This window comes from Geobacillus sp. C56-T3, from assembly GCF_000092445.1.
GTDB lineage: Bacteria > Bacillota > Bacilli > Bacillales > Anoxybacillaceae > Geobacillus > Geobacillus thermoleovorans.
This window is the reverse complement of record NC_014206.1, coordinates 2,264,897-2,288,477: the sequence shown is the minus strand read 5'-3', so window position 1 is coordinate 2,288,477 and position 23,581 is coordinate 2,264,897. Positions and strand designations below refer to the sequence as shown.

The 23,581-nt window shown below is 49.6% G+C and carries 13 protein-coding genes, 1 tRNA gene and 3 pseudogenes; 16 read left to right on the top strand and 1 reads right to left on the bottom strand.

The window, feature by feature from the left end; translation table 11 throughout:
• Positions 1–9: 9 nt before the first annotated feature.
• Positions 10–943, top strand: a pseudogene (locus GC56T3_RS11295) (reverse transcriptase domain-containing protein); the annotation flags it as partial.
• 74 nt (positions 944–1,017) lie between these two features.
• Here the strand turns inward: GC56T3_RS11295 and GC56T3_RS11290 are convergent.
• Positions 1,018–1,785, bottom strand: a complete 768-nt coding sequence (locus GC56T3_RS11290; RefSeq protein WP_013145639.1) for a class III extradiol ring-cleavage dioxygenase — start codon at positions 1,783–1,785, stop codon at positions 1,018–1,020.
• 620 nt (positions 1,786–2,405) lie between these two features.
• Between GC56T3_RS11290 and GC56T3_RS11285 the strand changes: the two genes are divergently transcribed.
• The 15 genes and pseudogenes from GC56T3_RS11285 (at position 2,406) to GC56T3_RS11220 (ending at position 23,520) form a co-directional block, all read left to right on the top strand.
• Positions 2,406–2,478, top strand: a tRNA-Arg gene (locus tag GC56T3_RS11285).
• A gap of 18 nt (positions 2,479–2,496) precedes the next feature.
• Positions 2,497–2,700, top strand: a complete 204-nt coding sequence (locus tag GC56T3_RS11280; protein ID WP_152333121.1) for a transposase — start codon at positions 2,497–2,499, stop codon at positions 2,698–2,700.
• Between the two features lie 158 nt (positions 2,701–2,858).
• The gene (locus GC56T3_RS11275) at positions 2,859–4,538 is read left to right on the top strand and encodes an MrcB family domain-containing protein (RefSeq protein ID WP_013145638.1); all 1,680 of its coding nucleotides are present in this window, start codon (positions 2,859–2,861) and stop codon (positions 4,536–4,538) included.
• Positions 4,507–7,008 (top strand): restriction endonuclease-like protein, encoded by a 2,502-nt coding sequence (locus GC56T3_RS11270; protein ID WP_013145637.1) that lies wholly within the window; start codon positions 4,507–4,509, stop codon positions 7,006–7,008. Before GC56T3_RS11275 ends, GC56T3_RS11270 begins: the two co-directional genes overlap by 32 nt.
• Before the next feature lie 378 nt (positions 7,009–7,386).
• Positions 7,387–7,572, top strand: a pseudogene (locus GC56T3_RS19360) (IS701 family transposase); the annotation flags it as partial.
• A gap of 624 nt (positions 7,573–8,196) precedes the next feature.
• Positions 8,197–8,490, top strand: coding sequence for a helix-turn-helix domain-containing protein (locus GC56T3_RS11265; protein ID WP_013145635.1), 294 nt, complete (start codon positions 8,197–8,199; stop codon positions 8,488–8,490).
• Between the two features lie 441 nt (positions 8,491–8,931).
• Positions 8,932–9,939 (top strand): SNF2-related protein, encoded by a 1,008-nt coding sequence (locus GC56T3_RS11260; RefSeq protein WP_041468458.1) that lies wholly within the window; start codon positions 8,932–8,934, stop codon positions 9,937–9,939.
• 31 nt (positions 9,940–9,970) lie between these two features.
• A complete protein-coding gene (locus GC56T3_RS11255) occupies positions 9,971–11,629 on the top strand; it encodes an IS1634 family transposase (protein ID WP_041468457.1) in 1,659 nt (552 codons plus the stop codon).
• A gap of 128 nt (positions 11,630–11,757) precedes the next feature.
• A pseudogene (locus tag GC56T3_RS11250) lies at positions 11,758–14,070 on the top strand (helicase-related protein); the annotation flags it as partial.
• Between the two features lie 5 nt (positions 14,071–14,075).
• Positions 14,076–14,900: a DUF4391 domain-containing protein gene (locus GC56T3_RS11245; protein WP_013145634.1), complete on the top strand. Its 825-nt coding sequence runs from the start codon at positions 14,076–14,078 to the stop codon at positions 14,898–14,900.
• Positions 14,851–16,752: a site-specific DNA-methyltransferase gene (locus GC56T3_RS11240; protein WP_013145633.1), complete on the top strand. Its 1,902-nt coding sequence runs from the start codon at positions 14,851–14,853 to the stop codon at positions 16,750–16,752. The genes GC56T3_RS11245 and GC56T3_RS11240 overlap by 50 nt, the downstream gene beginning before the upstream one ends.
• A gap of 3 nt (positions 16,753–16,755) precedes the next feature.
• A complete protein-coding gene (locus tag GC56T3_RS11235) occupies positions 16,756–19,710 on the top strand; it encodes a type III restriction-modification system endonuclease (RefSeq protein ID WP_013145632.1) in 2,955 nt (984 codons plus the stop codon).
• A 355-nt stretch (positions 19,711–20,065) separates the two neighbouring features.
• Positions 20,066–20,584 (top strand): hypothetical protein, encoded by a 519-nt coding sequence (locus GC56T3_RS11230; RefSeq protein WP_033021287.1) that lies wholly within the window; start codon positions 20,066–20,068, stop codon positions 20,582–20,584.
• 270 nt (positions 20,585–20,854) lie between these two features.
• Positions 20,855–22,135 carry an IS110 family transposase gene (locus GC56T3_RS11225; protein ID WP_041468208.1) on the top strand — a complete coding sequence of 427 codons (1,281 nt, stop codon included), beginning with the start codon at positions 20,855–20,857 and terminating at the stop codon, positions 22,133–22,135.
• Between the two features lie 395 nt (positions 22,136–22,530).
• The gene (locus tag GC56T3_RS11220; RefSeq protein WP_013145630.1) at positions 22,531–23,520 is read left to right on the top strand and encodes a restriction endonuclease; all 990 of its coding nucleotides are present in this window, start codon (positions 22,531–22,533) and stop codon (positions 23,518–23,520) included.
• Positions 23,521–23,581 lie beyond the last annotated feature (61 nt).

Below are 23,581 nucleotides of genomic sequence, written 5' to 3'. Positions count from 1 at the left end.
CTTCCGACAAAAACTGGCCGCAACGCCCACGATGCCGTGCGGCAAGCGCAAGGCTACATCCAGGAAGGGTATCGGTACGTGGTCGACATGGACCTGGAAAAGTTCTTTGATCGGGTCAACCATGACATCCTGATGAGTCGGGTGGCCCGAAAAGTCAGGGATAAACGTGTGCTGAAACTGATCCGTGCCTACCTGCAAGCCGGCGTTATGATCGAAGGGGTGAAGGTGCAGACCGAGGAGGGGACGCCGCAAGGGCGGCCCCCTCAGCCCCCTGCTGGCGAACATCCTTCTCGACGATTTAGACAAGGAATTGGAGAAGCGAGGATTGAAATTCTGCCGTTACGCAGATGACTGCAACATCTATGTGAAAAGTCTGCGGGCAGGACAACGGGTGAAACAAAGCATCCAACGGTTCTTGGAGAAAACGCTCAAACTCAAAGTAAACGAGGAGAAAAGTGCGGTGGACCGCCCGTGGAAACGGGCCTTTCTGGGGTTTAGCTTCACACCGGAACGAAAAGCGCGAATCCGGCTCGCCCCAAGGTCGATTCAACGTCTGAAACAGCGTATTCGACAGCTGACCAACCCAAACTGGAGCATATCGATGCCAGAACGAATTCATCGCGTCAATCAATACGTCATGGGATGGATCGGGTATTTTCGGCTCGTCGAAACCCCGTCTGTCCTTCAGACCATCGAAGGATGGATTCGGAGGAGGCTTCGACTCTGTCAATGGCTTCAATGGAAACGGGTCAGAACCAGAATCCGTGAGTTAAGAGCGCTGGGGTTGAAGGAAACAGCGGTGATGGAGATCGCCAATACCCGAAAAGGAGCTTGGCGAACAACGAAAACGCCGCAACTCCATCAGGCCCTGGGCAAGACCTACTGGACCGCTCAAGGGCTCAAGAGTTTGACGCAACGATATTTCGAACTCCGTCAAGGTTGACGAACCGCCTAGTGCGGACCCGCATGCTAGGTGGTGTGAGGGGACGGGGGTTAGCCGCCCCCTCCTACTCGATTTTAAAACGCCACCGCCATCAGGCTTAAGCTCCCATACTGGTACTTACGGAACAACACGCGCGGCGCTTCTTCGCGATCGCCTGCGCCGTAAGCGATCCAATACGGCGCGAGGTGCTCGGGTGTGGGCACGGCTTGCTTGGCGTAGGGCGCTTTGTTCTCATAATCGAACACCTCTTCACTGTGGGCGGCTGATCGGCTGAGGAGCCAATCATCAAACGCCATGGCCCACGCGTCCGCTTCAGCGTGACCTTCCCAACGGAGCGCCATCAAATTGTGCACCGTCCCGCCGCTGCCGATGACCATCAACCCTTCGTCACGCAATGGACGTAGCGCCTCACCAAGCTGGAACAATTGATTCGGCGTCCACCACGGCAAGACCGACGCTTGCACGACTGGGATGTCAGCGTTGGGAAATAGACGGTGCAACAACACCCAAGAACCGTGATCCAGCCCGCGCGTGGAATCAACGGCCACTTCCGCCACACCAGCGAGACGCTCGCGCACGCGCTCCGCCCACTCGACCGACCCGCGCGCCGGATAAACCACTTCATACAGCTCGCGCGGAAAGCCGGAAAAATCATAAATCATGTCATACGTCCCCTCAACCGCCGAAACCGTCGGTTGGCGCGTCATCCAATGCGCTGTAAAGATGACGACCGCCTGCGGGCGAATTCCTTCCCCGAGTTTGCCCAAAAACGCCGTGTACGCATTGTCTTCGATCGCCAGCATCGGCGAACCGTGTGCAAGAAACAGGGCGGGGAGTCTCATCGTTCCATTCCTCCCTTGAGAGTCATATTGACAGATCAACACTTTGCAGCCCGATGCCGCCTCTAGAAAGCTGGTGAAAAATTTGTTTTTTGCTTGAACCGGTGGCAGTTAATCAGAAAGGGGGACAGATCTGACAAGGCTTCCCTAATTGAAAAAAATAATGGGGATGAGCCGCCTTTTTCATTCCTCACCGGCCTTTCTAGACGATTCGACGAAAAACGGTGTATGGGCCGCTTCCCTTGCCAATTCCCTTACCCTTAGTGTAGCATAAGCATCCTTTGCCATTCTATGCACTTGCAAAACTTTGCCTTGTTCATTTAACCTTTTAAAACAGCAAAAAATCAGTTATAATATATCCGTCCGACATGCCATAAACGGTATGCATCAACAAACATGACTAGAGCTTGCCCCCGGTTCACTGGCAACCAAACAATGAACATATTCTCAAACTGACCGCGCGTTTGATTGGTTGCGCAGCGCCAAAGGCAAGGAGCGGTCTCGTTTTGATGTTTTTCCTCAAAAAAACCGGGAACGGATCAAACAAGCGGAATTCTCGACGTCTCGAAGGGATGGAGTCTCTCCCTTAGCCATCCCAGCGCTTAGGTGTACATTCTTATCATGGCCCCGTAGCTCAGTGGATAGAGCGTCGGTTTCCTAAACCGTGCGTCGGAGGTTCGAATCCTCTCGGGGCCGCTAGTGAAAACCCTTGCGATGCGGGGGTTTTTTCTTTATCTCCCGCCATATTCGCCGCAGCTCAACCCGATCGAGCGTTTGTGGAAATGGCGGAAAGATCCTGTCATGGCGAATGTGTTTCATAAAGAACGAAATGATATCATGCGAGCCTTTGATCGATTTACAGCTTATATCCATGAACATCCGGAGAAGGTGCTGCAGCGCTTGGGGGATGGGGCGTGATGAGAAGTCCACTCTTCATGTTGCATGTATATACATAAAGAACGCCTGCTCGTGACGAAAAAAGCGGCTCTCTCACTAGTTGAGAGAGCCGCTTTTTTAGTAGAATAGAAGAAAAATAGAAACGAAGAATAACATTTCTATACGAAGGAGCTATTCCCATGTCATTGCACGATCTTTTCCGCCAAGTGATGGCCATTTACGAACAAGAAAAACGCGAAAAACTGTCAAAAGAGCGACGGTCGTTTCAGCTGGTGACACGAGCGATTCCAGAGGCGTTGAAAACATTGCCTTTCTTACCGCCTGACCGGTATGTGGTGAAAGGTTCTGTCGGTCAAGGGGTGTGGACCGACGTGCCGTGGGTGGCGGTGATGGATCAAGAGGTGACGGATTCGACGCAGCGAGGGTATTATATCGTCTACTTATTAAGTGAAGATATGCGCCGGCTCTATTTGACGCTCGCCCAAGGGGTGACGGAGACGCCGAGAGACGAAATGGAGCGGGTGAAGCGGGACATCCGCCAACTCATTCCCGCCGGAGAACGCGTGCGGACGAATGATGACATCCGTCTTGGCGAAAGCAAACGGGCGAAAGATTACGAACGGTCGGTGGCGGCGTATATCGCCTATTCGTTTGACGATCTGCCATCCGATGAACAACTTGCGCGCGACCTCGAAACGATGATCGGTTATTACCAACAATATGTGGAGCGAACAGAACCGATGGCACCGCCCGAGCAGGCCCTTTCCTATCGGGAGGCGGTTGAGCATATTCATTCATACATATCCGCCAAAGGGTTTTACTATACGAAAGAGGAAGTGACCAACCTCTTTCTATCGTTAAAAACAAAACCGTTTGTCATCCTGTCCGGCATTTCCGGAACGGGGAAAACGAAAATTGTTCAATGGCTCGCCGAGAGCGTCGGCGCGACGGAAGACAACGGCCGCTTCACCTTAATTCCCGTCCGCCCGGATTGGCACGACGGTTCGGATTTGCTTGGCTATGTCGACATTAAAGGCGATTTCAAGCCCGGGCCGCTCACCAACGTCATGATCGAAGCGGAGAAGCACCCGGACAAGCCGTATTTCGTCGTGTTGGATGAGATGAACCTTGCCCGTGTGGAACATTACTTCAGCGATGTCTTAAGCGTCATGGAAAGCCGCCGCTGGGAAGACGGGCGCATCACCTCGTCACGGTTGCTGCCGAGAGAAACAGCAGGGTGTGATCTTTTTCTCCCGCCGAACGTCTACATCATCGGCACGGTCAACATGGACGAGACGACCCACCCCTTCAGCAAAAAAGTGCTCGACCGGGCGAACACGATTGAATTCAACCGCGTCCAGCTCGACCATCTCGATTTTTTGCGCGACTTGCCGACCGTCGCGCCCCTGTCAGTCGGACAGGAGCTGTTCGCGGCGCGGTATTTGCATTTGAAAGATGTGTACGCACGCTGCCCAGAGCTTGTTGAAACGGTGACGAAACAGCTCGTGGAGATCAACCGCATCCTCGCGCCGCTTGGCGCGCATATCGGTTACCGCGTCCGCGATGAAATTTGTTTCTACCTTGCGTATAACGAAGAAGGAAAGCTGATGGAATTTGACAAGGCGTTCGACTATTGCCTGATGCAAAAAATTTTGCCGCGCCTTTCGGGAAGCGACATGCGGCTCGAAACAGCGCTCAAGCAGCTGTTTGTCCTGTGCGCCGGCTTTGAACCGGACGGTGAATACGGCGGCGTGCTTGATGTTTCGTATGCCCGTTATCCAAAAAGTGCGGAGAAAATTTGGCAGATGCTGCGGAGGTTAGAGGACGATGGCTTCACTTCGTTCTGGCTCGGGGCGTGACGACCGCGAGCTTGTCCATATCGAAACGAAACAGCTCACGCTCGTGATCAAAGGAAAGCCGTACCACGAACAATACGAAGGGCTTCAGCAGTACCGCCGCCTCGATTTCCACGAGACGATGGAGTTTTTCGTCAGCGGCGAAGAGGTGCGAAGCGTCAAACTGTTCGACGTTGACGCGGGCGAGCTTGTCGACTGGTTGGGCGGCCACCGCCCGATTTTCTTTGAAAACGGCGTCTATCAGCTGCTCGTCGTTCCGAAAACCGACCGGGTTCTCTCGTTTTACCACGAATCACCGGCGCTGAGAAACGCCATCAGCCTTGTGGACATCGGCGGCCAAGCGGTGTTGATGGGCAATCTCCATTTCCCAAATGAAGTCGGGCTGTCGACGTTGGAAATCCGCGACGGCAGCCGTTCCATTTTGGACGTGACGATCGAAATTTTTCCGACGAAGCTGACATATAAACAAGACTACCAAATCCTTCTTGACGAAGTAAGCGAAGAAATCTACAACTTGGCGTTTCACTTCATTAAGCGCACGTACCAGCGGGCGAGAGCGAAGCGGGACGGCGCTCCGTCAAGAAGTGAATTTTTCCGGCTCATGGACGCGCATATCGGCGACTTTTTGCATGCCATTCGGCATATTGAGCGGCAGCCGCACCATCAACTGTCGACCGTCCATGTGAGGGGGCGCGGCGACCAGCTCGGCCGTTTGGATGCGGCAGGAAGAAACGATTTGCGCAAGCGGCCGCACGTGTTCCGTGACGTCAAGCGCGGCATCGACATCGGAAGTCGAACCGTCATGCCGCAATCGGGGCTCAAAGCGAAAAAAGAACTGACGTACGACACGCTCGAAAACCGGTTCGTCAAATGGATGATGACGCGCCTTGTCGAGAAGCTGCGCGATTTGTTCGAACACGTGCAAGGGAAACAAAAGCGATACGAAACGGAACCGGATCCGGATTTGCTGGAGCGCATCCAATCGATGATCCGCGCGCTCGAAACTCGGCTTCGTCACTCTTTTTGGCGGCCGATCGGGCAGCTTGACCGCTCTGTCACGAGCCTCGTCCTGCAAATGGCGCCCGGGTACCGCAACGCCTATCAGCTGTTTCTCATCATCACCCGCGGCCTCGCCTTGCAAGGGAAGCTGTACCGAATGCCCGTAAAAGACGTCGCCACGTTGTACGAGTATTGGACGTTTTTGAAGCTCGGGCAGCTCCTCGGGAAAAAATACAAACTCATCAGCCAAAATGTCATCCAAGTGAACCGCTTAGGGCTGTTCGTCAATCTCGAAAAAAACCGCTCCGCCAAGCGGGTGTACGAACACCCATACACCGGAGAGCGAATCACGCTGACCTATCAGCCGTACGAAGGAAGGCTGCCAACCGTCCCTCAAATGCCCGACACGGTTCTGGCGATTGAAAAGAAGGGAAAAGACTATACGTTCAACTACATTTTCGACGCCAAGTATCGCCTTGACTTCGCCGTTTCGGGCAGCTCATACGAAAAACGGTACGGAATGCCGGGCCCGATGGAAGACGACATCAACACGATGCACCGCTACCGCGATTCGCTTGTCGCCCGCCGCGGCGGCCCATACGAGCGCACCGCCTTTGGCGCCTACGTGCTGTTCCCGTGGCATGACGAGGACAGCTACCAAGAGCACCCGCTGTACAAAAGCATCAACGACGTCAACATCGGCGGCCTGCCGTTTTTGCCGAACGCCACCCGCCTGGTCGAGCAGTTCATCGAGCGGCTGATTGAAAAGAATCCCGAAGAACTGAAAAACGAAGGCATTTTGCCGCAAGGGATCATCGAGGAATGGCGGTCGGCTTTCGATGAGCATGTGCTTGTCGGCATGGTTCCAAGCGCGCGGCATTACGAAGTCTACCGAAAACACCGCTTCTACCATATCCCGGTGAAGCAGCTGAAAAAAGGCTGGCAAGACGCGCGCTACATCGCCCTTTACCCGAAGCGGGGAGCCGCCCCGCAAAACGGGGTCACGTGCTTCGGCAAAATCGCCGCTGTGAACATCGTCAAACGATCGGCCATCACCGAGCTGCCGAAACGAAGCGATGACGAATACGTTCGCTTCGAAGTCGAAAGCTGGAACTTTCTCCAAAACGTCATCCGTCCCGTCGGCTACGGCATCGCCGTTTATGCGATGACGACGCTCAACACGCTCAAACAAGCGAAAGAACTGCCCGAGCTGTTCATGAAATCGAAGGACGAAATCGCCCTTTGGCGCATCCTTCGGCGGCTGTCCGACCGCATCCGCTTCGACCTTGACGCCCGCTACTTGGATCAAGCGTCCAAAATCACCGCGTACCGCGTCAAAAACGTGTCCATCCGCCTAGGAGACGGCCTGCTCATGATCACGAACGGCACGAAGCACAAAACGATCCCCGCCGAACTGCTCCGCAAGCAGCCATCGGCCGTGTTTCGCGAAGTGGTGGGGATGATGGGGGAGTGAATGATGGATGACCATGCAGGTATGACCGAAAAACAAGGTCGCACCTCCATGAACAAGTGGTGTGCATGATGATCCATGTCTGTTTCAATAAATTTTGACATAGTTTTCCGGAATGTTTTAGCAACTGTAGATGAGCAAATTCACCAACATAAAATGACAACCAAACAAAAAGGAGACATGAACCAGACTCCTTGGGTAAAATAGATGTGCTCGAAACCCATTCACATAAGGGGGTTCATGTCTCATGAATCATTGAGCACATCACCTAGGAATTGACAAGGTTTCTTCACGCTGGGGTTGCCGCCGCCGCTTTCCAAACCGGTCATCAAGCACCTCGTTCATATCGTCGATGTCTTGACCGGCGAAAGACAAGCTGAAGATGGATACCGCGTTCGCCACATTCGGGCGGTGAAACGGTATTGGGTCGTGGTGCTCTTGGCCTGCGTGTACGGCAGCGCCTAATCCCGACAAAACCTCTCCGCCGGGCTGGAGCTTCTTCGGTCGCGGAAAGACCACAGCGTCGTCGAGTTCATTGATGACGCCAAGACATTCCCATTGGTGTGATTAAAAAAACAGCTCCGTATCGCATAAGAGGTGTCCTGTTTGTCTTTCTAACAATAAGAAATTACTGTAACGAAAAAGGCTCATCTACAGTTATAAATGATTGCATGTAAGTAGCATAAATGCTATCATTGTGTATAATAATAAATTTGGTAAAGGGTAGAGAATATTGTTTGAGGTAATATACACAGGGAATGTAAAGGAATTTGAAGATCATCTATTGAGTAAAGCCGAGCAAGAACTTAGACAAAAAGGTCGTCCGGGTATATGGTGTCATGTTGCTGATGTATATGCAAGGCAACTTATGATTATTCAACATAATCCATATCCTTCTGATCGGGAGGACAACAGCTTTCCGGATGATATAACCCCTCCGTCATTGAAACATCTTAGCATGAATACTCGTTATGATCATTTTTACAGATGGGGTATAAGAGGTGGAAGAACTGGAAATCACAGAACTATATTTGCGATTCACAATTTTTCAAAAGTCATATTACTTCATTATTTTGACAAGCAGTATAACGGAGCGATAAGACGAGAGGATATTGTGCCGGCTGAATCAGCATATGAAAGTTATTGCGCTTTCGACCCTTGCCTTTATTAATGGACTGGGAGGGAAAAACAATGAGTGATTTTTTTAAGAAATATGCAGCAATTCGAGGCGAGCAGCATGTTCAAAAAATTCAATTGGAAGGAACTATAGCTGCACAGATCAAAACAAGACGGAAGCAGCTGAATATGTCTCAACAGGAACTTGCAGACCGTATTGGAGTTCCAAAATCCACGATTGGGAGAATTGAAGCGGGACTTACAAGTCCTAGGGTAGAGACGCTTTTTAAAATTTCGCAGGCATTGAATACTCCTTTCATCATTGATGGTACAAGCAGACAGGATCATAACCTAAATGTTCAAGTTTAGCGCATAATAGGTAAATCGATGAGTTCTTTGATAAACTGAGAGTACATGCGAATTTTCCTCCGATGATTTGGTTCTGTCTCCTTTACCATACGGGAAAATTCGCATTTTTTGTATCCTCTATTTTCCCAATGCGCACCTATCTTGCCGTAAATGATCAAGTACAACTTGTGGTGAAGAGCCGGAAAAGCTTAATCACTCACTTTTTGCACCCTCCCGACGAAAATCGGGAGGATTTTTTGCGCCCATCGTTGATGGAGAGGCTGGATGTCTTGCGCCTTGACGTCGAGTTCGATCAACTCGTTCCTAGATCGAAACAGAGCCCTCGTTCTTAAGCTGTGTCTATGATAATCAATCTATAGTTTCGACAAATTTCAACAACATCCTACCAGTTGTTTTCGTAAAATAAAACCATAAAGAAAAGAAACAAGGAGCCATTCGTGCATGAAGACAAAAGGGATGATTGACAACAGACAAAACGGCCTAGTCGGCGATGCGTTGAAAGCGCATATCACAAAAGGCAGCAAACTATCGATTGCGGCGGCGCATTTTACGTTATATGCGTTTGCAGAGTTGAAAAAAGAGCTGGCGCAAATCGATGAATTTCGCTTTATTTTCACAGAGCCTGCCTTTGTGAGCAGCGACCGCCCACTCAATGAATGGGTGAAGAAAAACGAAGCGGCGCTGTATGGAGTGGAAGAAGAGCGGAAATACAAAATCGAACTCAACCAGGCACATATAGCAAGGGAACTGGCCAAATGGCTGAAACAGAAAGCGAGAGTGAAATCGGTCGTCAATCAGCGCATTCAAGGCAGCATATATCATGTGCGAAATGAGGACGGATCACAAATCGGCTTGATCGGCGGGGCGCCGTTTTCCAGTCCGGGGCTCGGCTACAGTAGCTCCCCCCATTTTTATTTTGCTCATATGATGGATGATCGAGATTCCAGCGCCCAGCTGCTTCGCCAATTTGAGGCGATTTGGCAAGATGAACAGGCGCTGCAAGATGTGAAAGAGGAAATGTTGCGGCGCTTGGAAATCATGTATCAAGAACATCCGCCAGAGTTGATTTACTTTGTCACACTTTATCACTTGTTCAAAGATTTTTTAAAAGCAGGAACAGACTACGAAACGTTGCAGACGAGAACCGGATTCCAACATACGGTGATTTGGAACAAACTTTATGACTTTCAGCGCGATGGGGTCCTTGGGGCTATCAATAAAATTGAAACGTACGGGGGCTGCATCATCGCCGACAGTGTTGGGCTCGGAAAAACGTTCGAAGCGTTGGCGGTGATCAAATATTACGAATTGCGCAACCATCGCGTTCTCGTATTGGCGCCGAAAAAATTGCGGGAAAACTGGGCCATCTACCGTTTAAATCTCACATTTCGCACCCTCCCGACGAAAATCGGGAGGATTTTTTCATTCCGATGTCGAATGAATCCTTGACACACAAGGAACGTAAAGGAGTTTTTCTCTCATGAATGTGAAAGTCAAAGGGGTCTATCGTAATGGTTATTTGAATATAATAAGTGTTCTAGTCAAAAAACTCGACATCCCCCACTTGATTGACCATCTTGTGCCCGTCGATCCACAATGCCAAACGCGAGTCAGCGATGCCGTTCAAGCCATCCTTTACAATCTATTTGACGGCCGGCAAGCCCTGGTTCACTTAGAACGATGGGCTCAGGAGATCGATCTAGAGAAACTCATCCGTCCCGGTCTCCAGCCTTCCTGGTTGAACGACGATGCCTTGGCCCGTCATCTCGACCGCTTGTATGAGGCCGATATTCACAAGGTCATCAGCACTTGCTTGATTCACATTTATCGCAAAGAAGGCCTTTCCCTCCGAGCCTTTCACGCTGATACGACGGACAAGACGGTTTACGGAGCGTATGAATCGGCCTCATTAGAGGCTTTGCAGATCACACATGGCTACAACCGCCATCACCGTTGGCAAAAACAGATCGGCTTCGGGCTGGTCGGCAACGAGGATGGCATCCCGTTTTACGGCGATGTGCATGACGGCAATCTATCGGATAAGGCGTGGAATCCTGAGGTGCTGTCGCGGATCCACGAACAGTTCAAACAAGCCAAGATCGACGACGAATGGATTTACGTGGCTGATTCCGCTGCCATGACGAAAGACACCTTGGCGCAGACGAAAGCCGCCCATGCCTTTTTGATCACCAGAGGCCCTTCGTCGCTTCGGATCGTGAAACGGGCGCTCGCGGAGGCCGATTCGCCTCACATCCCGTGGAGCGAACCCTTTACCCTGGCGGAGAGAAACGGCGCCACGTACCGGGTATGGGAAACGGCCGCGACCTATGAAGGCCACCCGGTTCGGCTGATCGTCGTTGAATCGAGCGCGCTCGACCAGCGCCAAGGAAAGACGCTCGAAAAAGAGCGGGTCAAAGAAGCGGAGCTTCTTCGTGAGGAACAAGTCCGTTGGGAGCGCCACCCCTTCTCCTGCCGCGAAGACGCCGAACAAGCCTTGACGTCCCTCAAGGCGTCCCTTCGCCCTCGGTTTCATCGAGTGGAGGCCGCGGTCGAAGAGATCGTGCGTCCGAAAAAACGGCGAGGACGGCCGAAAAAAGGGGCGGAACCCGAGACGGAGACGCTGTACACCCTTCGCCTAAACGTCGAATTCGACCAACCGGCATGGGAACAGGCAAGACGGAAAGCGTCCCGGTTTGTCCTCGTCACGACCGTTCCGAAGGAATGGAAGGGCCAACAAATGGATGCCCAAGAGATCTTGAAGCTGTATAAAGGGCAAATCTCGGTGGAAATGAACTTCGCGTTTTTGAAAGATCCGTTTTTCACGGATGAGATTTATGTCAAAAAGCCAGAACGAGTTGCCGTATTGGGCTATCTATTTCTCTTGGCCTTGGCGATTTACCGCGTTTTTCAGCGCCGGGTGCGTCAGTTCATCACACCGGAACACCCGTTAAAAGGGGCTGGAGGCCGCAAGCTGACCCGGCCAACCGGGCAGGCGATTTTTCAGCTGTTTCAATATGTGAACGTCGTCCTGTTCCAGCTGCCGGATGGACGCATCCAACGCGCACTGGATCGCTCCCTCAACCCGGATCAGCGAAGGATTCTGCAGGGATTGGGCATGGATGAGAGCATCTACGTCTAACATGATACAGAACGACTAGCGATGGTAAAAAAAGGATTGCCATCGCTCGTTGTGTTGGTCAAAAAGTTATTCTGAAAAACTAAATAAAAAATCCTTTGTTTTGACCTTGTTAGGGTGCGAAATGTGAGTTAAATGATAAGCGAAACATTTTAGCCGCAGACCGCTTTTCGTATGACTTGCTCAACCATACCGATTTATCGCGCGAACGCGGCTACAGCGGCGATATTAATTTGGAACATGTGAACTGGGAAAATTATGATTTAGTTGTTATCGACGAGTCGCACAACTTTCGCAACAACGATCCGCGCAATGACCGGGTGACGAGATATTCCCGCTTGATGAACGATATCATTAAAGCAGGGGTGAAAACAAAAGTATTAATGCTTTCCGCCACCCCCGTCAACAACAAGTTGGATGACTTGAAAAATCAAATTGCCTTTATTACAGAAGGAAACGACAAGGCATTGGCGGAAACAGCGAACATCAAAAGCATCAGCCAGACGATCCGCCGTGCGCAGTCGCAGTTTAACAAATGGAGCCAGCTTCCCGAAGAAGAGCGGACGACCGAGCGGCTGTTGGATATGCTCGATTGGGATTATTTTGCTTTGCTTGATTCGCTGACAATCGCCCGTTCGCGCCGCCATATCGAAAAATATTACAATGTGGATGCCATCGGGCCGTTTCCCACGCGTCTAAAGCCGATCAATCTGAAAGAAAAAATCGACAGCAAAGATGAGTTTCCGCCGCTTGAGAAAATCAATAACGACATCTTGCGGCTTCGGATGGCGGTCTATTCGCCGATGCAATACATTTTGCCGAACAAAAAAGCGGACTATAGCGAAAAATACGACACAAAGGTCGCAAACGGCAGAGTGTTTAAGCAAACCGACCGCGAGCACAACCTTGTTTACTTAATGAAGTCGAATTTGCTGAAGCGGTTGGAAAGCAGCGTTCATTCGTTTTCTTTGACATTGCAAAACATTATCCAGCAAATCGACGAACATGTTGAGAAAATCAACCGTTGCGATGGAAGTTCCGGGACAATTGGAGAGATGGACGGGATCGACGCGGAAGATCCGGAATTGGAAGAGGCGTTGATCGGATCGAAAGTCAAAATCTTTTTGAAAGACATGGATTTGATCCGTTGGAAACAAGATTTGTTATACGACCGGGAGATTTTGCTGAGGCTGCTTCACCAGGCGCGGAACGTAACGCCGGATCGCGATCAGAAGCTGTTGGCGTTGAAACGATTGATCGAACATAAAATCAAGCACCCGATTAACGATCAGAACAAAAAACTGCTCATTTTCACCGCTTTTGCCGATACGGCGAAATACTTATACGAGAATTTGCATCAATGGGTGCAAAACCAATTTGGCTTGCACTGCGCGGTCGTGACGGGCGCTGATCGGCCGAAAACAACATTGAAGATGAAGAAAGTCGATTTCAATCATGTGTTGATGAACTTTTCGCCCGTCTCGAAAGAGCGGGGTAAAGTGATGCCGGAAATGAAAGACGAAATCGACATCCTCATCGCCACGGACTGTATTTCCGAAGGACAGAACTTGCAAGACTGCGATTATCTTGTCAACTATGACATCCATTGGAACCCGGTCCGCATCATCCAGCGGTTCGGCCGCATCGACCGGATCGGCAGCAAAAACAAACAAATCCAGCTCGTAAACTTCTGGCCATCGATCGAGCTTGACGAATACATTCAGCTCGTCAATCGGGTCAAAGGCCGAATGACGATCCTGGATATTTCATCGACCGGGGAAGAAAACGTCATTGCCGACAACAGCAATGAAATGAACGACTTGGAATACCGCCGCAAGCAGCTGGAAAAATTGCAACATGAAGTCATCGACTTAGAGGACATTTCCGGAAATATCTCGCTGACGGATTTTACACTCGACGACTTCCGAATGGACTTGTTGAATTTCATGAAGGAACATAAGGAAGAGCTCGAGCGGGCGCCGTTTGGACTGTTCAGCATTGCCGCGAATCAAAATGAAAAACTGAAAGACGAAATTCAGCCAGGCGTCATTTTCTGCCTAAAACAAACGGCGCCGACGGCATCGGCGTATGAACAAAACGCGCTTCATCCCTATTATTTCGTGTATGTCCGCAAAGACGGCACGGTGTTGTACCATCATGGGCATGTCAAGAAAATGTTGGACCTGTATCGCTCACTTTGCAACGGCAAAAAAGACGTCGAATGGGGCTTGTACAAGGCGTTTTATCAAGAGACGAAAAACGGAAAAGACATGGGGCAATACAAGGCGCTGCTAGAAAAAGCGGTGGAAGAGATCGTCGGCAAGATGGACCAGCAATTGATGCTGAACATCTTCAGCCTTGGAAACTTGGACGCCTTCGTGACGAACGCCAACACGAGTTTGCAAGACTTTGAGATCGTTTCGTATTTGATCATTGAAGGGTGAGTGTCATGGCCGCATCCGTGTTTTATGCTACAATAGGGCTGGACGAGCGCGTCCGCCCGTTGCATAAAAAGCTTGACAAAAAAATGTTTTACGACTATGCGGACTTGACGAGAAAAGAAAAGGACTATATGACGAAAGACATCGAGCGGATCGAGCTGACGTATTTGTTGTCTCCGGGCGTCATCAACATTCAGCCGTTCGTCAACGACGACTACCATTACGAAGGGGTTATGTTTATCACCGTTCGGCTGCGCCCGGAATCGAAGGATGCGCACGTTTCCGTGATCGGGGAGATCATCCAAAAAACAGTGCCCAACCCAACCGTTATCGTGTTTGAAAAAGAAGGAAACGTTCGAATGGGGACATGCCGCAAGCGGCTGAACAAAAACGACCGGACCAAAACCGTGGCCGAAGAATGGGCGTATACGCCGTGGTTTTCTCCCGATCATGCTGACGAGACAGTCAAGCAGTTTCTTCGCGCCGTCCATATGACGAGGCTTTCGTTCGCCAACTTTTTTCGGTTTTATCAAGACATCCATCTGGCGGTGCAGGCGTTCCAGCACGCCAAAGCGATCGGCGCCTTTTACATCGCCGCTGATGAACAATCCAAACAGCTCGTCGCGCAAATCGAACAGGCGGAAGTCGAAATCGCAAAATGGAAAAACGAAATCAAAAAAGAAACACAGTTTAATCGAAAAGTAGAATACCATATGAAAATTCAACAGCTAACGAAGCAAATCGAACAATGGAAGCAACAATTGCACGGAAAGGAGCAGCATGATGGAAAAACTGGACGGAAGATCATTGGATCTCATCAAAACGAACATTGAAGCGTTAAAGCAGCTATTCCCAGAAGTTGTCACGGAGGGAAAAATCGATTTTGACAAACTGAAGCTTGTTCTCGGCGAAGAGATTGAAACGCGCAACGAAAAGTACGAATTCACCTGGCACGGCAAAACACAAGCGATGAAACTTGCGCAAACGCCATCGACCGGCACACTAAGACCGGACAAAGCATCAAGCAAAAATTGGGAGACAACGGAGAACTTGTATATTGAAGGCGACAACTTGGAAGTGCTGAAATTGCTGCAAAAATCGTATTTTGGCAAAATCAAAATGATCTACATCGACCCGCCGTATAATACGGGGAAAGACTTTGTGTACAAAGACGATTTTCGCGACAATATCAAAAATTATAAAGAAATCACGCAGCAAACGACCAAAGCGAATACGGAGACAAACGGACGGTATCATACCGATTGGTTGAATATGATGTACCCCCGGTTGAAGTTGGCAAGGAATTTGTTGAGGGAGGATGGGGTTATTTTTATAAGTATTGATGATAATGAGGTTGCCAACTTAAGAAAAGTTTGTGATGAGATATTTGGAGAAAATAATCTTATTGCCCAATTTACTTGGGTGAAAAAAAAGAAAGGTAGTCATTTGTCTCAGACTATCCGTAACATAACTGAGTATGTAATTGCTTATAAGAAGAAAGATGTAAACATTGAATTATTTGGAGAAAATGCATATTCTGATAAATGGCAACCATTAGTGAAGAGGACAAATAGTCATAAGGTGCTAGTTTTTCCCGCTAATTCAGTACAAACTACATTACAAGATGGAACTTATGAAGCTGGAATATATGGAGAGGGGAGCACTTCCATAAATTTTTTGGAACCTTTTATAGTTAAAAATGGTTTGGTTATATCTAAGATTACAGCCAATGGACCATTTGTGTGGACGCAAAATAAACTAGATGAAGAGTTAAGATTAGGCACTTCAGTATCACTATCGAGTAAATTTGGTTTTAATGTATTAAAATTTGACCAAGAAAGTAAAGTAAAAAGACCACCAACTTTACTAGATAATAAGCTGAATATTGGGACAAATGAGGATGCTTATGAAGAATGTCTCTTACTTTTTGGAGAAGAGGGGGTGGTTAGTTACCCTAAACCAGTAAGTTTAGTGAAATATTTGATTAATACATTAGGTTATTATGATAAGGAAATGATAGTTTTAGATTTTTTTGCTGGATCCGCTGCCACTGCAGAAGCTGTGATGACTTTAAATGCGCAAGACGATGGTAGTAGAAAATTTATTATGGTTCAGTTAGATGAGTTTCTGGATCCAAGCGATGACCAGCAAAAGAGAACTTATGAATACTTAAAATCCATTAGTAAACCACCTATTTTATCTGAAATCGGCAAGGAACGCATCCGCCGTGCAGGGGAGAAAATCGTTCAAGAAACCGGAAAGACCGATTTGGATATCGGTTTTAAAGTGTTTAAGCTCGATTCTTCCAATATCAAAGAATGGGATCCGGACTTTGACAACCTCGAACAAACGCTTTTCGATTTGCAGAACAACATTAAGGAAGATCGGACGAAAGAAGACTTGTTGTATGAGATTTTGTTGAAAATCGGGTTGCCGTTGACGGTGCCGATTGAGGAAATCGACTGCCGCGGCAAAACGATTTACAACGTCGCCTACGGTTCTGTGTTGGTCTGCCTAGAAGATGAGATTGACCTTGACCTTGTTCAGGAGATGTTGAACTACCGGTCCGAGCATTTGCCGCCAAAAGTCATTTTTAAAGAATCCGGCTTTATGAGCGACGCGGTGAAAACGAACGCCTTGCAAACGTTGAAAAAGCACGGCATCACGGATGTTAGGAGTGTATAACCGATGAAGCTGAAGTTTAACGCGGATTTGGACTACCAACGGCGCGCGGTGGAGTCGGTGGTGCATATTTTCAAAGGACAAGAGATGAGCCAGTCGAACTTCACCGTGTCGTACGGTCCTGATGCGGGAATGATTCAAACGGACTTAGGCGTTGGGAATCGTCTCGACCTGACTCCTGAGGAAATTTTAAAAAACGTCCAAGACATCCAGGTGAGAAACGGCCTGCCACGCAGCGAGCGGCTCGATGGCATGCATTTTACGATTGAAATGGAAACAGGGACGGGGAAGACGTACGTATATTTGCGGACGATTTATGAGCTCCATAAGCATTACGGGTTTACGAAATTTGTCATCGTCGTCCCGTCCGTGGCGATTCGCGAAGGGGTGTACAAGTCGCTGCAAATCACCCGCGACCATTTTGATGAACTGTATGACCGCACGCCGGTTGAGTACTTTATTTATGATTCGCAAAAGCTTGACCAAGTGCGCAATTTTGCGACGGCAACCACGATTCAAATCATGATCATCAATATCGATGCGTTTCGCAAAAGCTTCGAAGATCCGGAAAAGGAGGACAAGGCGAACGTCATTCATCGGCCAAACGATCGTTTAAATGGGTACCGCCCGATTGAGTTTATCCAACAGACGAACCCGATTGTCATCATCGACGAACCGCAAAGCGTCGATACGACGCCGAAATCGAAGGAGGCGATCGCGTCGCTGAACCCGCTTTGCACGCTGCGCTACTCAGCGACGCATGTGGATAAATACAATATGATATATCGCCTCGATGCGGTCGATGCGTACAATCAAAAGCTTGTGAAAAAAATTGAGGTCATGTCTGTCCGCTCTGAGCCGTCGTTCAATGTGCCGTACATCAAACTTGTCGAGGTGAAAGAGCGGAAAGCGAAACTTGAGCTCGATGTCGAATCGCGCGGAAAGGTGAAGCGAACGACGAAAACGGTCAAATACGGCGATGACTTGTATGACGTTTCGGGGGAGCGCGAACTGTACCGCGGCTATATCGTCGTGCAAATCGATTGGACGGAAGGAAATGAAGCGGTTGAAATCAACGGATACCGACTCGGGGTGGGCGACGCGATCGGGGATGTCGATGACGATGCCATCAAGCGGTATCAAATCCGCAAAACGATTGAAGAACATTTAAATAAAGAATTGTGGCTCCGCCCGCGCGGGATTAAAGTATTAAGTCTGTTCTTCATCGACAAAGTCGCCCATTACCGCGATTATGATCAAGACGGCAATCCAATCAAAGGAAAATATGCAGTGATGTTTGAGGAAGAGTATCGGAACTTAATGCAAAAGCCGAAATACCGTCCGCTCTGGGACGATCCGGGCATTGACCAAGATATCGAGAAGGTGCATAATGGCTATTTTGCTCAAGATAAAAAAGGACGGTTGAAAGATACGAAAGGGAATACAGAGGCGGATACGGATGTATACAATCTCATTATGAGGGACAAAGAACGGCTGCTCAGCCTCGATGAGCCGCTCCGTTTCATTTTCTCCCATTCCGCGCTCCGTGAAGGATGGGACAACCCGAACGTCTTCCAAATTTGCACGTTGAAAGACTCGTCCGGCACGTATGTATCCAGACGCCAAGAAATCGGGCGCGGATTGCGGCTGGCTGTCGATCAAAACGGAGAGCGGGTGCATGACGATCATGTCAACATATTGACGGTGATGGCGAATGAGTCGTATGAAGAATTCGTCGCTACGTTGCAAAAAGAGATTGAAGAGGATACGGGCATCCAGTTCGGCAAAATCGAAAAACATGTATTTGCCAAACTCATCTATTTGGATGAGGCGACGGAAGAGCCGGTGCAAATGGGTTATGATTTATCATTGAAGCTGTATGAGGAATTAAAACAAAACGGCTATATTGACAAACAGGGCAAAGCAACGGAAAAACTTAAGCAAGCCATTGAAGACTATGACCTCCATTTAGGCGATGAATTCCAGCCTTGGCGATCAGCCATTGTGAAAGAAATCAAACGCCATTTGCAAGCATTGCCGGTCAAAGACGGGACGAAAAAGAAAAAAGTCAGTGTCAATATGGCGGTCCTTAATCAAGAGGAGTTCAGGCGGCTGTGGGATAAAATCAAATACAAAACCGTCTATTCCGTTGATTTTGACAGCGAACAGCTCATTGACCTGTGCATCGCCGCCATTCAGGAAATGAGGCCGATTGAGAAAATCCGCATTGTCAGCCGAAAAGGACGGGTCGAGATCGACCATGTGACAGGCGTACAGGCGCAAACGATCAGCGAAAAAGTGGAAGATTACGTGAGCTTGCACCATACGCTTCCGGATGTTGTCACCGAGCTGCAAAACCGGACGAATTTAACGCGGAAGACGATCGTGCGCATTTTGACCGGCTGCAAACGGCTCGATGATTTCAAAAACAATCCGCAAAAGTTTATTGAAGAAGTGGCGAACATCATCCAGCGCCAAATGAGGCTGTTGCTGAAAGATGGCGTGAAATATTACAAAATCGGCGATGATGCGTATTACGCGGTCGAGCTGTTCCAAAATGAAGAGCTGCTCGCCTATTTGAACGACAACGCCATCCCGAGCGAAAAATCGCCGTTTGACCATATCATTTACGATTCTGAGGTGGAAGAGCGGTTCGCCAAACGTTTTGAACACGATGAGCATGTGAAAGTGTACGTCAAACTGCCGAGTTGGTTTAAAATTGACACACCGATCGGCTCCTACAATCCCGACTGGGCGCTTGTCATCGAAAAGGATGGAGAGGAAAAACTGTACTTCGTCCTCGAGACGAAAGGACAGGAATGGGAGGACGAACTGCGTCCCGGTGAAGCAGCGAAAATTGCCTTCGCCCGCAAACACTTCCAAGCCATCGGAACGGACGTGGAATTCATCGGACCGGAGAATGATGTCGAGCGGTTTATGTTACGAGCCTTAAGCCGTTGAAGGTGGGGACAAAGCAGAGGCCGATTGGGCTTCTGCTTTGTCTTAGCATCACATTATGAATCGACCCGGTTGAATGCAAAATCTTTGAGACATCCAAGAGCACATTCCCGAGCAGCAACAGGGCGCTAGTGTATTGCACACTTAGAGAAATAGGAGTTGATAAAAAATGAGCTTCAAAGCGGAAGTGTTACGTGTTTTCATCGCTTCGCCCTCGGATGTAGAAAAGGGAGCGGCACCGCGCCGCTCTTTTTGTATTTTTGATCGGTCGACAAAGTTCGACGGCAACGTTTTACAAAAGTTGATACAATCAAATCAACTGAATCTTTTTATCTATGACAAAGGGAGGGGTCACGGGATGGCAACGATTCGTAAAGCGGATTATTACTATGGAGCACTTCTTTCCGCGCTGGTCAACGGCGGGTTGGCGCCGGCGCTGTTTGAAAAGGAAAATGACAACCGACAAATTTATGAAGTCACGACGAATAAAGCGAGCTATATTATGTACACGAAATACAACACGAATCCATCCGGCTCCAAAGATTTCACTTGGTCGTTTGTATTCAGCGATCATGAGATTGCAGAAATTAACAAGATTTATCTCGAACACAGCAAGGAAAAAGAAATCATGTTTGCATTTGTCTGCGCACAGAAACAGCCGAGTGACTCCAATCAAGTGATTGCCATCGTCCGTTGGAATGAGTTTCTCGAGTGTGTCGACCTGCAAAGACAACAAGTTCGGGGAACTCCGCGGCTTTCCATAAAAGCGGTGAAAGGCTCTCCCAAGCTTCGCCTCTACGGCAGCAAGCGCGCAGATGTATTGGATGGAAAAGATCATACGATCAAAATTGAACGAAATCGATTAAACAGTTTGTAATTAGGTGAAGAACACCGATGGATGGGCTTATGTTATACGGTTTGTTCGTTTTGGCACATCTTAAATGTAGTGCCTATAGCGGTGAGCTATAGGCTCATTGTTTCGGCTCCTGTTTTTAGAAGAATGGTTGCTTCACAGGCGGAGCGATTTCTTTTTGCAAAAAGGAGCATTCCCGTTAGGAGCTTTTCCGGGGACTTGATCAAAAAAAGCCCTCTTGGTATGATGCAGGGGTGTCAAACACATCACTCACCATACCAAGGAGGACTTCAGATGAATTGTACACAAAACTATAAAATTGATCAAGTCACCGAACAAACGCTTGTCGTGGGCATCGATATCGCGAAACGAACCCACTACGCCTGCTTCGTGGATGACCGGGGGCGTGTGCTTCGCAAATCGTTCCCGATCTTCCAGTCGAAAGAGGGCTTTCGCCAGCTGTATGAAGCGATTCAGGAGGCGATGCAAGCGTTCGGAAAGCCGCAGGTGATCGTCGCGGTGGAGCCGACCGGGCACTACTGGTTGAACCTGGCCTACTTCCTCGAGGAGCACGGGATCCCGTTGGTCATGGTCAACCCGGCGCATGTGTGCCGGTCGAAAGAACTCGATGACAACCTGCCGACGAAACATGACGCCAAAGACGCCCTGGTCATCGCCAGACTGGCGAAAGACGGACGATTCCTCGTCCCCCGGCTGCTGCACGAGATCGAAGCCGATTTGCGCGTCGGGAGCACGCTCAAAGAGAAGCTCCGCAAGGAACAGACGGCGGTGAAAAACGCGATCGTCCGCTGGACCGACCGGTATTTTCCGGAGTTTTGGACGGTGTTTCGCGACCTGGGGAAAACGGCGCTTTCGGTGCTGGAGTGGACGCCGCTTCCGGCCGATATGGCCAGCCGATCCGCCGAGGAGCTCATCGAGGTGTACCGGCAAAGCGAAGGGCTGAAATGCCCGCAGAAGGCCAAAATTCAGGCGTTGATCGACGCCGCGAAGGACTCGATTGGGGTGACGGAAGGGACGACGATGGCCCGGTTTGAAATCGCCGCGCTCGTCCGCCGATACCGCCAATTGGAGGCTGAGATCGCCGCGTTGGACGCCGAGTTGAAGGCGTTGGTTCAAACGACGATGGAGTATCAATGGCTGAAAACGGTCGACGGGTTGGGAGACGCCACGATCATCGATCTGCTGGCGGAGATCGGCAGCTTCGCCCACTATCGGGACCCGCGTCAATTGGTGAAGTTGGCGGGCCTGACGCTCAAAGAGAACTCCTCCGGCCAGCGCAAAGGGCAAAAGCACATCTCCAAACGGGGACGGAAACGGCTGCGATCGGTGCTGTTTCGGGCGATGATTCCGCTGATCCGGCACAACGAGGCGTTTCGCGAGCTGCATGAGTATTACACGACCCGCCCCGTCAATCCGCTGACCGGAAAGCAGTCCATCGTCGCATTATGCCGGAAGCTGTTGAATGTGCTGTTTGCGATTTGTACGAAGAAACAAGCCTTTGACGCGGAGCGAATGAAACAGGACGTCTTGTCCCAGGTGCAACGGGCGGCCTAAGGCCTCCCCCTGCGAACGGAAGAATCGTTGGACAACAGGATGACACCGGAGAAGCTGGCGTGATTTTATCCATTCGACCTTGAGTCCCCAAAGGAGCTTGGCCGGCCTCCGCCTGATGACGAGACCGAACGAGGGAATGTTGGCGCGAAGACGCCCGGAGACATGGGAGGGTTCGTCCTCATCAGCGACGCGGAGATCCAAAGGGTGCATCGAATACGCTTCTCCCCACGGAAGGAAAATATCCCCAGCCGTGGCCGCGAAGCGCACCCTAGGTCTGTAAGATATCCACAAAACTGAAAAAGGATGTAAGGGATTTTGTCGAAAAATATTTTTTGGACACCCCTGAGGGGCCGAAAAGCCTTGATAAATCAACATTTCTAGAGGGAGGAACCCGAATGTCAAAATGGTGGATGATCCGCGCGGGCGACCGCAATGAACTGATTCCGCTTTGGCTGGAAAAGGGCATCGCATCGATCGGCTGGGCAAGATTGGGCGACCCGAAGAACTTTCAGTCGAAGGAACAGTTGCAGCGAAAGGCTGATGAAGTGTTCGCCGAGTCAAAACCAAAATCGAGAACGAGTTGGGTGAATCAAGTATGGCGTTTTGCCCATGAAATCAAAAAAGGCGATCGTGTGATCACATATTCGAAAGAGAAAAGGGAGTACATTGTTGGAACCGTGACAGAAGAGCATCGTTACGATCCTGCCATCGGGCATCCCTATTATCCGAACATCATCCGTGTAAAATGGGAAAATGCCACAGTTCCAAGGGATTCGTTGTCAGACGGAGCGAAGAACAGTTTAGGTTCGACGCTGACGGTTTTTCGAGTGGACGAATGGGGCGATGAAATCGAGCAGCGTTTAAACAGCCAATCATTCCCAAAACCTCGGGATGAATCTGAAGAGGGGGAAACGGAAGAAATCGTCGAAGACCTTGTTGGAAAAGCGTTGATGATGATCCAAGATAAGGTGGATCAGCTTGATCCGTGGCAAATGCAAGATTTAGTGGCAGGCTTGCTTCAAGCGATGGGGTACAACGTGCAAGTGAGCCCGAAAGGCCCTGACGGCGGTGTGGATGTGTTGGCCTATAAGGACGCGTTTGGCTTTGAAAAACCCATAATTAAGGTGCAAGTGAAGCATCGCAAAAGCGCCGCCTCGGCTCCGGAAATCCAGCAGCTTCTCGGAGCCAACCCGATTGATGCCAATTGCCTGTTCGTCTCAACAGGCGGTTTCACTTCCCATGCAGAGGCAGTCGCCAAACATAATTCCGTGAAACTGATTGATTTGGAAGAGCTGGTCAACTTGATTGTCCATTGGTATGAGAACATGCCCAGCGATGCAAGGGCGTTGCTTCCGCTGCAGAGAATGTATGTGCCTGAATTTTGATAAACATACGGCTTCATCCCCGCGTGACAAGTGCGAGAGGATGAAGCCTTTGGTGATGATC

Excerpts from the sequence above, each read along its gene's own strand:
- GC56T3_RS11225 (WP_041468208.1), top strand. The coding sequence starts at position 20,855 with ATGAATTGTACACAAAACTATAAAATTGATCAAGTCACCGAACAAACG.
- GC56T3_RS11230 (WP_033021287.1), top strand. The coding sequence starts at position 20,066 with ATGGCAACGATTCGTAAAGCGGATTATTACTATGGAGCACTTCTTTCC.
- GC56T3_RS11275 (WP_013145638.1), top strand. The coding sequence starts at position 2,859 with ATGTCATTGCACGATCTTTTCCGCCAAGTGATGGCCATTTACGAACAA.
- GC56T3_RS11255 (WP_041468457.1), top strand. The coding sequence starts at position 9,971 with ATGAATGTGAAAGTCAAAGGGGTCTATCGTAATGGTTATTTGAATATA.
- GC56T3_RS11245 (WP_013145634.1), top strand. The coding sequence starts at position 14,076 with ATGGCCGCATCCGTGTTTTATGCTACAATAGGGCTGGACGAGCGCGTC.
- GC56T3_RS11265 (WP_013145635.1), top strand. The coding sequence starts at position 8,197 with ATGAGTGATTTTTTTAAGAAATATGCAGCAATTCGAGGCGAGCAGCAT.
- GC56T3_RS11235 (WP_013145632.1), top strand. The coding sequence starts at position 16,756 with ATGAAGCTGAAGTTTAACGCGGATTTGGACTACCAACGGCGCGCGGTG.
- GC56T3_RS11270 (WP_013145637.1), top strand. The coding sequence starts at position 4,507 with ATGGCTTCACTTCGTTCTGGCTCGGGGCGTGACGACCGCGAGCTTGTC.
- GC56T3_RS11220 (WP_013145630.1), top strand. The coding sequence starts at position 22,531 with ATGTCAAAATGGTGGATGATCCGCGCGGGCGACCGCAATGAACTGATT.
- GC56T3_RS11290 (WP_013145639.1), bottom strand. The coding sequence starts at position 1,785 with ATGAGACTCCCCGCCCTGTTTCTTGCACACGGTTCGCCGATGCTGGCG.
- GC56T3_RS11240 (WP_013145633.1), top strand. The coding sequence starts at position 14,851 with ATGGAAAAACTGGACGGAAGATCATTGGATCTCATCAAAACGAACATT.
- GC56T3_RS11280 (WP_152333121.1), top strand. The coding sequence starts at position 2,497 with ATGCGGGGGTTTTTTCTTTATCTCCCGCCATATTCGCCGCAGCTCAAC.
- GC56T3_RS11260 (WP_041468458.1), top strand. The coding sequence starts at position 8,932 with ATGAAGACAAAAGGGATGATTGACAACAGACAAAACGGCCTAGTCGGC.